The following is a 12,989-nucleotide window of genomic DNA, read 5'->3' as shown; positions in this document are numbered from 1 at the left end:
TGATATGAAACATATAAACAGATGGCTTTATGCTGTTGCCGGAGTCGCAATTTTACTGTTTGCCGGACTTATCTATGCCTGGAGCGTTTTATCAAGTCCTATAGCCGCTGAGTTTTCAGAATGGAGCAAGGGATCACTTTCTCTTACTTTCACTCTTGCCATGAGCTTCTTTTGTCTTGGAGGACTTGTGGCTGGCTTGCTGGCTGGAAAGGTCAAAGAAAGAATTCTATTCATAATTTCAGCGATTTTACTTCTCGCAGGATTTGTACTGGTAAGTACCATTCAGAGCATTGGGCTTTTATACCTTGGATTTGGAGTTCTGGCAGGACTTGGCGCGGGTTTTTCATACAACACGGTTATGGGAAGTGTGACTAAATGGTTCCCGGATAAAAAAGGTCTGATTTCAGGAGTCCTCCTTATGGGATTTGGAATAGGAGCATTTATTGTAGGCAAAATCTATGCTGCAATGCTTGCCACCTATGACTGGAGAGTTCTGTTCAGGATGCTTGGAATCGCAGTATTTATCGTGATTTTCATTGACGGAATGATCGTAAGAAAGCCTTCAGCAGAAGAGGCAAAGGCTTATTCAAAATCAGAAAGCAGTGCGACATCAAAAAAAGGCGATGACTACACCACCAAAGAGATGATTACGAAGGTCTCATTTTGGCTCTACTTTATCTGGGCAGTTCTCATGAGTGCGGCAGCACTGGCACTTATAGCACAGGCCAGCGGCATTGTAAATGAGAGTTCAGCGGGCCTAACAGCGGGAACAATAGCAACTATAGTAGGACTCATTTCTGTTTTCAACGGAATCGGAAGAGTCATTTTCGGAGGTCTGTATGACAGGCTTGGACAGAAGAAGACCATGCTTATCAACAATGGGCTGTATCTGGTTTCGGTCCTTATTACAATGGCAGGCCTTAATGCAAATAGTCTCCCTCTTGTGGTTGCAGGATTTGTTTTCTTCGGTCTTTCCTACGGTGGAGTAACTCCAACAAATTCAGCGTTTATCATGGATTTCTTTGGTGTAAAGAATTACCCTGTGAACTTTTCCATTATTAACCTGAATCTGCTTCTGGCATCTTTTGGAGGAACTCTTGCAGGGGCAATCTACGATAAACAAGGCTCTTACATGAGCATTTTTGTGATAATGATCGCTGCTATTGCGGTGGCTACAGTATGTACGCTCCTTATCAAAAGACCGGCGAATAGCAACTAATACGTAAAGACGAATTAAACCTTAAAAATCTATGGATAATGAAAAATTTTTCAGATGGAACATCATAACCAATATATGTATGGCGTTGTCCATCAACACCGCTGCAGTGGTTCTTGCAGGCGGTGATACGCTCCAGGGCTGGGTAAAAGGATGCTGCTGCGCTTTCACAATAAATACAGTAGCTGCAATTATCATTCCTGTGGGGATAATCGGTAAATGGTTTGCAGAAGATATCTGCAAACAAAGGCAGGGAACATTTTGGGAGATGCTGACCAGGAATTTCATCATAAATGCAATTTATGTGACCATCGTCAGCTTTTCTATGGCGATCATCAATGTGGGGATAGGGAATAACCTTATAAATGCGTGGTGGTCCACATATCCGATTCTGCATGTAATAGGACTTATCACAAGTATAGTGATTGAGAAACCGGTTCACTACCTGGTTTATAGAAAACATGCAACAAAATAAAATGCGACCGCAAGGCGGTTTATATATGCATTAAATAACAAAAAGCTTTTATAAGTAGGAGGTTTCAATGAAAATTTTAGGACTGTCCTGTGGGACAAAAAACGGTAACAATGATACAATGTGCCGCGTTGCCCTTGAGGCTGCAAAGGAGATGGGGGCTGAGATCGAGTTCATCCATGTTTTTGACTGGGATATTAAGTACTGCTCTGGTTGCGTTGCATGCTCCAGAGGACTTGTAATGGGTAAGGGTATGATCTGTTCTCAGAAGGACGATTATGCTGCACTTTTTGATAAGATGGCTGAGGCTGACGGTGTTCTCATCGTAGATCCTATCTATGAGTCAGGCGGATCAGGACTCTTCCATGTACTTTGTGACAGAATGGGTCCCGGACATGATATCGGAATGCTCTATATGGCTGACGGAAAGCTTAAGGAGCAGGGACTTCCCGGACTTGATCCCAAGTATCTTAAGAAAAAGGCTATTTCATTCGTCGGTATCGGTGGTTCAGACTGGGCATGCCGCGTAGAGACAGATCACGCTATGCTCGCAATGAGTCCCGCATGGACTGTAATTGATAACGATTACTTCTCATGGTCAAAGGACGTTATCATGCAGGATGACAAGATTGAGCGCATGAAGCAGATCGGCCGCAACCTTGTAGAAGCTGCCGGTGATATTGAGCACGCTAAGTGGATGGGAAAGCCCGGCGCATGCCCTCACTGTAATGGTAACAACTTCTATATTCATCCCGGCACAACAGACTGTGAGTGTGAGCTCTGCGGACTTCACGGAACTCTTGAAATCGTAGACGGTGCATTCAAGTTCAAGTTCGATCCCGCTGATGAGGCTAAGGCACACGACACAATTTCAGGTAAAAAGATGCACGGCGATGATATTTTCCAGAACGAAGGCAGACTTATGAATCTGTTTAAGGATCCTGAATTCAAGGCACGTAAAGCACACTATACAGCTGTATGTGAGCCTACACCATCACCGTCTAAGGCTTGATATAAAGGGAGGAGAAAAAATGGGTAAACCTAGTTTAAAATTCTTTATTGTATTTAATCTGGTTATGAATATTCCGCTTGCTACAGCGATGTCAATTGGGGGAATGGTATTTTCAGGAAATGCGGACAAGATGTTCACAACACCTTCACTTGCGATAAACATTCTGGTGGGATTTGTTCTTGCATGCGTAGTTAATGCTCTTGTACCGGTTCCGCTTATCGCAATGGGATTTCCCAAGCTTTTTAAGGTTGATCCTGAGAGTGTACCCGGCAGATTCCTTGGTAATGTACCTGTAGTAGTTATCTTTGTCGTAATAATCGGACTGGTAATGAACCTGCTCAATGTTCAGGTATTTGCAGGAGCTCCGTTTCCGGCATTTATCTTTGCATTTATTGGTACATTTATTCCCATGTACATTCTGTGCTATGTAATTGCGATGATCTTCATTCCGATAGCTCAGGGAGCAGCAGCAAAGGCTGATAGATAAAAGAAATACATAAAAAAATTTAAAGCTGAAAACGACGTTATTATCGTTATTTTCAGCTTTTTTGTATGATATTATATTTTTTTTTCATATTTATTTAATAGGAAAAAAGCTGCGTAAATGCTATCATTTACTATATAGTGCTTGTATTATGGGCAAGTATCTTTTCATGAGGGGAAAAGAGTGAAGATAAGCATTTCGCATAAAGATAAAAACAGAATATTGCGCGATGCACTTGTGCTGTCCGGAATTGCGGCCAACGTATTACTGGGCTTTATTATGAGCAGCCTTAAACTGCCACTTTATCTTGATACGACGGGGACCATTTATGTCACTCTGATAGCAGGTCCTTTCTTTGGCATTTTAACAGCGGTTGTGACTAACACTGTTTCTATGTTGTTTAATCCAACAAACATGTATTTTTCTGTTATAAATGCTCTTATAGCTATTCATACCTCAGTTTTCTCAAGAAAACACTCCTTTAGAAAAGTTAAAGATGTATTTGGTTATATCCTGATGTTAGCGATGATATCGGGCATACTTAGTGTCATTATCCGTAGATTTATCGGGATGGATACGCAGGGCTCTGTGGTTGACAACGCAGCTATTGAGTTTGCTGCAGCAACGGGATTTCCATATTTGCCTGCAGCTATGATGCTTGATGTTTTGGTTAATGTCTTTGATAAAGGTATTTCCCTTGGATTGGCAGTTTTGGTTATTCGTATTCTTCCGGATGATATTTCTACCAGAATCGCGAACAGTATTGTAAAGCAGCGCGTAATGACTGAAGAGGAAGAAAACAGGATATATAGGTGGAAGGCTGATTCAAAGGGGTCCGTACGATGGAGGGAGAGCAGTAAGCTGCTTCTGACTTCATTTGTACTGGTAATTGCTATGGCCTGGATTGGGCTTACCCTGTATTTTAACAGTGCTAAAAATGACAGAATAGAGGCCGCCAGCGACGCCTGCAGGTTTGCTGCAGAGATAGTCGATCCCGACATGATTGATACATATATGATGGAGGGCGAAAATACTCCGGGTTATCTTGAAACAAAGGAAATGCTCTACAAGATACGGAATAATTCACTGGGTGTTGATTACCTGTATCTGATCAAAGTCGAGCAGGATGGATGCTATGTAATTTTTGATCTGGATACGGAAACAGAGTATGGCTATGACATAGGAACAAAGCTGCCCTTCAAGGATGAGTTTTTACCATATAAAGACGCTATTCTTGCAGGTGAAGAGATAGCCCCCATAGAATCAAAAAGTGATGAAGGCTGGCTTCTTACTATAGGCTATCCCCTTAAGAATAGTGCAGGGAAGCTGGTCTGTTATATCATCTGCGATGTTTCTCTTGAGTACATGGCAGATTATATGATCGATTTCATCATAAGGATTCTGCTTATAATGGCGGGATTGTTCATTCTTATTATTGCCTTTGAGTTGTGGACCACAAGTATTTACACCACATATCCTCTTGGAGCAATGACAAGCTGTGTGGAAGATTTCGCTGAAGCCGGCGACGATCAGGTGAGTCTTGATAATAATGTGCGAAGAATCAGGTCCCTGAATATCCATACAGGAGATGAGATAGAGGCGCTTTATAGGACAATCTGCGACCTGACGTTGAATCAGGCTGAGCAGATGAGAAGCATAAGACATCTGTCTGAATCTACTATGCAGATGCAGGACGGACTTATCATAACAATGGCAGATATGGTCGAGAGTCGTGACTCCGATACCGGCGCCCATGTCCAGAAGACCGCTGCCTATGTAAAGATCATCGTCGAAGGCCTGAAAAGAAAGGGCTATTACGCAGAGAAGATCACCCCTAAATTTATTTCTGATGTAGTCAGATCAGCGCCTTTGCATGATGTAGGAAAAATCAATATCTCCGATAAGATCCTGAATAAGCCCGGCAAACTTACCGAAGAAGAGTATGAGATCATGAAAACTCATACTACAGCCGGTAAAGAGATAATAGAAAAGGCGATCAGCACCGTTAAGGGCGGAAGTTACCTGAAGGAAGCCAGAAATATGGCTGCATATCACCATGAGAGATGGGACGGCAATGGGTATCCCGAGGGGCTTCACGGGGAGGTTATCCCACTTTCAGCCAGAATCATGGCTGTTGCCGATGTTTTTGATGCTCTTGCTTCGCCAAGAGTATATAAGCCTGCATATCCGTTAGATAAAGCTATTGAGATCATACAGGAAGGTGCGGGAACACAGTTTGATGCAAAATGCGTGGAAGTATTTATAGAATCGCTTTCTGAAGTAAAAGTTATTCTGAAGAAATACGATCGTATGTAATTTGGAGGTTGCATGTCATTGAAGTATTTTCGATATAAAAACTTCATAAGTACAATTGCAATCCTGTCTGTTTTATCACTGTTATGTCAGTCACAGAGCGTTGCAGCTGCAGAAGATGGCGAAGAAAAGGCGGGTGGCGGTTATGCGATTACCGGTCAGATAACCCAGGAGGGTTATACGGCCGAGATTTATGATGCCTCCAACGGACTTATCACCTCAGATGCCAACTATATTATGGGAGATAGCAACGGATATATTTGGATTGGCGGCTACAGCGGAATCATGAGATATGACGGCACTGAGTTTGAGAGGCTTGATACCTCTGACGGTCTGACCAGTGGTCGTGGTCTTTTTGAGGACAGTAAGGGCAGAATATGGGTAGGAACCAATGATAACGGTGTTGTTGTGATTGATGGTGAGACAAGGACTCACTATACCTACGCAGACGGTATGCCGTCATCTTCAATCAGGATTTTTGCTGAAGACAACGAGGGTAATGTTTTCCTGGGAACTATTGCGGGTGTTGCTTATGTGGACCCGGAGGGACAGCTTCATACCATCGATGATAGCAGGATTAATGAAGAGCGCGTTCTAAAGCTTGATTCGGATTCCAACGGAAGGATATACGGACAGACCAAGAACGGCAAGGTTTTCTCTATAGAGAATTGTAAAATAACAGATGTTTTTACAAGCGATGAACTGGGAATGGAGCCTATAACCACAATATTGGCAGATCCCAACAAGCCCGGATATGTCTACATCGGTACAGAGAGTAAGTATTTATACTATGGAGCCTTTGGTGATAAAGGACCTACGATGGTAAAGATAGTGATTGCGCCTATTGATAACGTCCATTGGCTTAGCTACGATTGCGACAGAGTATGGGTTTCATCAACAAGCCGCATAGGATATCTTGATACAAAGGCGAAATTTCACGCACTTACCGATCTGCCTATAAACAGCTCCATAGAAATGACTACATCAGATTATCAGGGCAATATCTGGGTTGCTTCATCATCTCAGGGCGCCATGAAAATTGTTGCTAATAATTTCCTTGATCTTGCTGAGGTAGCGGGTATCGAGAAGAATGTTGTAAACGCTACCTGTAGACATTTGGGAAGGTTATATATAGGAACTGATAATGGTCTTTATGTACTAAATAATGACTCCACTCCTCTTTACGATGCGCTGACTGACTATATGACAGGAACCCGCATCAGATCCATCATGGAGGACAGTAAAAAGAATCTGTGGGTAGCAGGCTACAGCAATGATAAGGGGTTAGTATGCTTTGACGTAGACGGCAGAATAACATCATATACAACCAAAGATGGAATGCCCCATGATCAGATAAGGTGTATTTACGAAGCAGCGGATGGAAGCCTGGTTGTAGGCACCAATGGCGGAGTGGCAATCTTAAAGAACGGTAAAATAGTTAAGACCTATGGTCATGAAGAAGGGCTGAAAAACACAATTATTTTAGCAGTTATGGTTGAAAATGGCGGCAAGATTTTTGCGGCTACTGATGGTGATGGGATATATGTAATAGATGGTGATACCATTACAAAAATTGGACGCGAGGATGGACTGACCAGTGACGTAATAATGAAGATTATCAAGGACGACGTCAATGGTGTGATCTGGCTTGTTACCTCCAACTCGATCCAGTATTTGAAAGATGGAGTTACGCATACCGTAACCTCTTTCCCTTATAACAACAACTATGACCTTTATTTTGACAATAATGATTCTGCCTGGGTAATGGCATCTTGTGGAATCTATAAGGTGGATACTAAGGAACTTCTTGATGATGATGTCAAAAATTACAGACTCTATACTATAGCAAATGGTCTACCCTATGCAATAACGGCAAACGCAAACGCCGCTCTTGATAGTGACGGTAATCTTTATATACCCGGCAGATATGGTGTTATCAGGGTTAACATTGACAATTATTATGAAGAAAGTACTGATATAAAGATTGCAGTGAACTCCGTTTATAACGGTGATACAAGGATTCTTCCGGATGAAAATGGCAGATATGTAATACCGCCATCCGATGAACGTATCAGAATCCATACGGCTGTAATGGATTATACAACCTTGAATCCCACTGTAAAACTGTTTTTTGAAGGCCGTGAGGAGTCAGGAATCACATTGAAAAGAAGTGAGCTTACGCCTCTTGAATATACCGGTTTGCCCTATGGTGATTATCATCTTCATATTCAGGTACTTGGAAGTAATGATGAGGACGTCATTATTGATGAAGTTTTTGAAATAGTGAAAAAGCCAAGACTGAGAGAACTTTTGGTGTTCAGATTGTTTATGGCGTTGCTCGTGGCAATTACTGCAGGCTTTGTAGTATATAGAATAATGAAGTCTACCATCATCACAAGGCAGTATGATGAGATTAAGCAGGCCAGAGATGAGGCGCAGAGAGCCAATACCGCCAAAACAAGGTTCCTTGCCAATATTTCTCATGAGATCAGAACACCCATAAACACTATAATGGGTATGGACGAGATGATCATGAGAGAGGATCCGACAGATGTACCAAAGAGTTACTTCCTGTCCATGATAAATTATGCCTATGATATACGTAATGCTTCAGAATCTCTGCTTGGACTGATCAATAACCTTCTTGATATGTCTAAGATAGAATCCGGCAAAATGCACGCTGTAGAGATAGAATATGATGTTCAGGATATGCTGAGGTCAATTGTATCCATGGTCAGAGTAAGAAGTACCCAGAAAGAGCTGACCTTTGATGTCGTGGTGGACGAGATGCTGCCCAAGAAACTTTATGGCGATTCGGAAAAGATAAAGCAGATAGTCATTAATCTTTTGACTAATGCAGTAAAGTACACGGATTATGGCGGCTTTGTCCTTAATGTAACAATGCTCAGAAGAGAAGATGATACTTGTAAGGTGGCCTTTTCCGTAAAAGATACCGGTATGGGTATCAAGGAAGAGGATATGCCCAGGATTTTTACTGCTTATGAGAGACTTGATGAAGAGAAAAACAGTGGAATACAGGGAACAGGTCTGGGACTTGATATATCAAGACGTTTTGCTGAGCTTATGCACGGAACTCTCACCTGCGAAAGTGTATACGGTGAGGGATCTGAATTTACGCTGACTGTAGACCAGAAGATAGTAGATGAAACACCTCTCGGAAACTTCGTAGAGCATGAAGAACATGCGGTGGATGGACCTTATGTGCCTAAGTTCGTTGCGCCGGATGCGGATATTCTTGTGGTGGACGATAATCCCATGAACCTGAACGTCATCCAAAGGCTTCTTAAGGCGACAAAGGTATTTGTAACTACGGCTTCCAGCGGAGAGGAATGTCTTGATAAGATTGCTGAAAACAAGTTTAACGTGGTATTCCTTGATCATATGATGCCGGGAATGGACGGCATTGAGACCCTTGCAAGGATTAGGGAGAGATATAAGGATCTGCCTGTTTATGCGCTTACCGCCAATGCAGCTCTCGGAGAGAAGTATTATACGGATAAAGGCTTTAACGGTTATCTGGCAAAACCTGTGGACAGTAGGGCTTTGGAAGAGACCATCATGCGACATCTTCCCGAGGAGATAATGCAGAAGGCAGAAGCTGCAGATGCTGTGGAAGATCTTAAGGAGCTTCCGGAGAACATGCTTTGGATCAATGATGTCCATGAGATTTCCGTCGATGAAGGTATTAAAAACTCAGGTGGTATTTCAAGCTTTATCATTTCATTGCAGCTTTTCCTTGAGACCATTGATGCCAATTCCAAGGTTATTCAGGATGCTTACAACGGTGGCAATATAAGGCTTTATACGATCAAGGTTCATGCACTTAAGAGTTCTGCAAGAATCATTGGTGCGGTAGAGCTGGCCAAGATGGCGGCAAGTCTTGAGGATGCAGGAAATCATGAGGATGTGGAGTTTATTGATGCCCATACCGATAAATTCATGGCTGACTATTTGTCCTTTAAGGAAAAGCTCTCAAAACTTACCGTCGAAGATGAACAGGATGACAGCAAGGAGCCTATACCTGAGGATGAGCTGAAGGATGCTTATGATGCCCTTGCAGATGTGGTTCCGCAGATGGATTATGATGCTGTTGAGATGATAATAGGGCAGCTTAAGAATTATAAGCTGTCACCTGAGGATGAAAAGAAGATAAGCGAACTGGAAAAGCTCCTCAGGACCTTTGACTGGGATGCTATGGAAGAATTACTTTCCTTATAAAACTTGATATTATACCTAGAATTAGAGAGGGAAAAGACGATGGCTGCAAACAAGATGATAGTTATCGGAGAAAAGGAATCATTTATAGTACGTGTGCTTATTCAAAAAGCGCAGGGCGCAGGCTGCGATACGGAGTTTGTTCATCTGAGTGTGGATGACATTAACGCCAAGATACAGGATGTGTCGCTCATTACACTTTATCTGGATGATAACACGATGCCTCACGAGGATGTCCTTCATTATCTGACGGATATTATGGATGAGAGAAATCTTCAGATGATACTTATAGGTGAGCAGATAGATATTGAGCAGATTCGCAAGCACCTGCCTGAAGAGCTTATCTATGAGACCTTCTGCAGACCTGTGGATAATGAGAAGTTTGCAAGAACGGTATCGGAATATTTTTCAAAGATGGCTTCCGGTGATTTTAAAAAGAGCATTCTTATAGTGGATGATGATCCTCAGTATCTGACACTTGTCAGGGAATGGCTTAAGGGAATCTACAAGGTATCCATGGCTAATTCAGGACTCAGAGCCATCAAGTGGCTTGCCAAGAATAAAGTTGATCTTATTTTGCTGGATCATGAAATGCCGGTTACTACCGGACCACAGGTTCTTGAGATGCTTCGAAGTGACCCGGAGACAAGAGATATTCCGGTTATGTTCCTTACAGGTAAAGGCGATAAGGAAAGTGTTATGAAGGTTGTTGCCCTGAAACCTGAAGGGTACTTCCTTAAAAACATCGATAGAGCAGAGCTTATAGAGAAGCTGCAGGAGTTTTTCATTCTGCACAGATAATTATAGAAGAGTTGTAACTGTTAACCGAAGGAGAAGCCGGTAGATGTTTGAGTTTATAAGAGCAAATCAAATGGATATTATGCTTGCATTATGTGCCATGTGTATGATGATGGCACTTCTGCTTGGCATTACCAGATTTTTGCCCCGGAGAAGGAAATGGATTCTTATAGGCATGGAACTGGTAGCTACATTTTTACTCTTTTTTGACAGACAGGCATATTTGTATTCCGGAAATCCAAGCAGAATCGCATTTTATATGGTAAGAATATCCAACTTCATGGTATTTTTCCTGACTTCAGGTATAGTCTTCACGTTTAATCTATATCTTATAGATCTTCTCAGTAATGAAGGAAAAGTCACAAATACGCCCAGAAGACTTATTTTTACCGGCGTTGCATCTATTCTTGGTATGCTTTTGGTTGTATTATCCCAGTTTACAGGGTTCTACTATTATTTTGATGAAACCAACAAATACCACAGAGGCCCGGGATTCCTTATCTGTTACCTTATCCCCGTAGTGGGGCCGATTGTGCAGTATACAGTTGCTTTTCAGCATAGAAGAAAGTTCAGTAAATTTATCAACGCAGCTCTGTTTTTGTATATTTTTGTACCGATAGCTGTAGGAATTCTGCAGATTTTTACGTATGGAATTTCCATTGTTAATATGTCGATGGTGCTGGTTTCCATATCTCTTTACATCTTTTCATATTTGGACGTTAACGATGAGGTTTTGCGGGTTCACAGGATGGAGATGGAGAATCTGCAGAATGATAAAAAGAGTATGAGGCGCCTCTTTGATCAGACGGCTACTGCATTCATTACTGCAGTAGAAAAAAAGGATGATTATTCCCGTGGACATTCCACCCGTGTGGCAAGTATTTCAAGGAAAATTGCAGAGGCTGCAGGAAAAACTGAGGAAGAGTGTGATGAGATATATTATGCTGCATTGCTTCACGACGTAGGTATGATCGGCCTTCCTGACAGTGTTATAGGTAAGGATGATGATCTGACGGAGGAAGAATATGAAATCGTTAAGAATAAGCCTGTCGTCAGCGGAGAGATACTTTCAAATATTACGGAGTATCCGTATCTTAGTATTGCAGCCAGATATTGTAATGAAAAATATGACGGATCCGGCTATCCAGAGGGACTAAAGGGCGATGAAATTCCGGAGATGTCGAGAATAATAGCGATTGCCGATGCCTATGCAGCCATGAGATCCAAGAAAAGATACAGAGATCAGCTGCCAAAGCCCATTATAAGAGAAGAGTTTATCAGAGGAGGCGGTATTCAGTTTGATCCCTACTACACGGATATTATGGTCAGAATCCTTGATGCTGACGCCAATGAGTATGGTCAGGGTGAGAGAATACCTGTAGAAAAAGAGATCAGATGTGATAACTACAGAGGTTCCATTACAAGAGGCATATCAATCGAAGATCATGTAAAAAAGGTAAATTTCGATTGTCTGTCTACAGTTGCCACAAACGAAAAAGATTTCAGCGGACCTGCCATAATCCTGTTTGATTCTTTTGATGAGACGGTTCACAAGACTGAGAAGGGTATAGCCGCTTATCATTATGTTGAATATGGTGAGGTCTGGTTTGATGGCCACTATGTTTCTACATCTGTAAGAAACATGGAGGTCAATGTAAGTGATAAGTCCAAGGCGGATGCTGAGCCTTATAAGGATTCCGAGATCAAAGAAGAGAAATACAATATAACTTCCTACAGATATCAGGATCATATTAAGGTCATTCTTGAAAGTAGAAGCAAGATTGTTGAGGTAGTAGCAGCATTGCCTGATAAATCGAAGTCAGCATATATAGGGCTTACAGGTGAGAACTGTTATATAAAGAACATTACTATAGAAGATACGGCTGAAGTGGTTCATGAGGGTGAAATTCCAAGAATAGCAGATGATGTTTACTATACTGATAGAATCGAGTCAGATATCCCTAACATTCAGGTAGACAGGACCCGCTCCGCATCTACAAAGGGCGTTCCCATCAGAGATTATCTGACCCTCAAGTTCCACTCCTTAAGTCTGCCATCCTCTACACTTATCTGGCATTGTCCTTATGTTGTGCTTTATTCATCTGATGATAAGGAAGTAGGCGGCAAAAACTACCGTGAATATGCTATGGTTAAGCTAAACGGCGAAAGTAATGTTCCCAACGAATATGCCACAAATAAGTTTGTTGTGGAAAAAACAAGCGAATTTACGAACTGGGATAATTTCAGAAAAGCATGTAAGGCCGGCATAGAATGCGAAGTGCAGATCAGAAAAAAAGGAAATCGCGTCTCAATAAAATCTGAAACACTTGGCATAGCATTAGAGAACATCACTACGATAAATGATCCACCGGCTGAGGTTTATGTGGCTCTTACCGGAGATCAGGTAGCACTGACGGATATCAGAATAAGGTGATTTGCCCGGTGTGACGGTGTATTT

The 12,989-nt window shown here is 42.0% G+C and carries 8 protein-coding genes; all 8 read left to right on the top strand.

Features of this window, described 5'->3' with window-relative positions; translation table 11 throughout:
* Positions 1–4 precede the first annotated feature (4 nt).
* The 8 genes from G610_RS0113060 (at position 5) to G610_RS0113025 (ending at position 12,965) form a co-directional block, all read left to right on the top strand.
* Positions 5–1,219 carry an OFA family MFS transporter gene (locus G610_RS0113060; RefSeq protein ID WP_026525160.1) on the top strand — a complete coding sequence of 405 codons (1,215 nt, stop codon included), beginning with the start codon at positions 5–7 and terminating at the stop codon, positions 1,217–1,219.
* A gap of 31 nt (positions 1,220–1,250) precedes the next feature.
* Positions 1,251–1,691 carry a DUF2798 domain-containing protein gene (locus G610_RS22290; protein ID WP_051197993.1) on the top strand — a complete coding sequence of 147 codons (441 nt, stop codon included), beginning with the start codon at positions 1,251–1,253 and terminating at the stop codon, positions 1,689–1,691.
* Between the two features lie 67 nt (positions 1,692–1,758).
* Positions 1,759–2,700, top strand: a complete 942-nt coding sequence (locus tag G610_RS0113050; protein WP_026525159.1) for a flavodoxin family protein — start codon at positions 1,759–1,761, stop codon at positions 2,698–2,700.
* A gap of 19 nt (positions 2,701–2,719) precedes the next feature.
* Positions 2,720–3,187, top strand: coding sequence for a hypothetical protein (locus G610_RS0113045; protein ID WP_026525158.1), 468 nt, complete (start codon positions 2,720–2,722; stop codon positions 3,185–3,187).
* Positions 3,188–3,367: 180 nt separating this feature from the next.
* Positions 3,368–5,500, top strand: a complete 2,133-nt coding sequence (locus tag G610_RS0113040) for an HD-GYP domain-containing protein (RefSeq protein WP_026525157.1) — start codon at positions 3,368–3,370, stop codon at positions 5,498–5,500.
* Positions 5,501–5,518: 18 nt separating this feature from the next.
* Complete coding sequence (locus G610_RS20870) at positions 5,519–9,736, top strand: hybrid sensor histidine kinase/response regulator (RefSeq protein WP_242829652.1); 4,218 nt, start codon at positions 5,519–5,521, stop codon at positions 9,734–9,736.
* A 39-nt stretch (positions 9,737–9,775) separates the two neighbouring features.
* Complete coding sequence (locus G610_RS0113030; protein WP_026525156.1) at positions 9,776–10,534, top strand: response regulator; 759 nt, start codon at positions 9,776–9,778, stop codon at positions 10,532–10,534.
* Positions 10,535–10,577: 43 nt separating this feature from the next.
* Entirely contained in the window at positions 10,578–12,965 is a 2,388-nt protein-coding gene (locus G610_RS0113025) for an HD domain-containing phosphohydrolase (RefSeq protein WP_026525155.1), read from the top strand.
* Positions 12,966–12,989 lie beyond the last annotated feature (24 nt).

The organism is Butyrivibrio sp. MB2005, assembly GCF_000424285.1.
Taxonomy (GTDB): Bacteria; Bacillota; Clostridia; order Lachnospirales; family Lachnospiraceae; genus Butyrivibrio.
The sequence above is the reverse complement of the archived record's forward strand: the minus strand, read 5'-3'. Positions and strand labels throughout refer to the sequence as shown.

Bases quoted from the DNA above. Each gene is read 5' to 3' on its own strand.
- G610_RS0113060 (WP_026525160.1), top strand. From the start codon at position 5: ATGAAACATATAAACAGATGGCTTTATGCTGTTGCCGGAGTCGCAATT.
- G610_RS22290 (WP_051197993.1), top strand. From the start codon at position 1,251: ATGGATAATGAAAAATTTTTCAGATGGAACATCATAACCAATATATGT.
- G610_RS0113050 (WP_026525159.1), top strand. From the start codon at position 1,759: ATGAAAATTTTAGGACTGTCCTGTGGGACAAAAAACGGTAACAATGAT.
- G610_RS0113045 (WP_026525158.1), top strand. From the start codon at position 2,720: ATGGGTAAACCTAGTTTAAAATTCTTTATTGTATTTAATCTGGTTATG.
- G610_RS0113030 (WP_026525156.1), top strand. From the start codon at position 9,776: ATGGCTGCAAACAAGATGATAGTTATCGGAGAAAAGGAATCATTTATA.
- G610_RS0113025 (WP_026525155.1), top strand. From the start codon at position 10,578: ATGTTTGAGTTTATAAGAGCAAATCAAATGGATATTATGCTTGCATTA.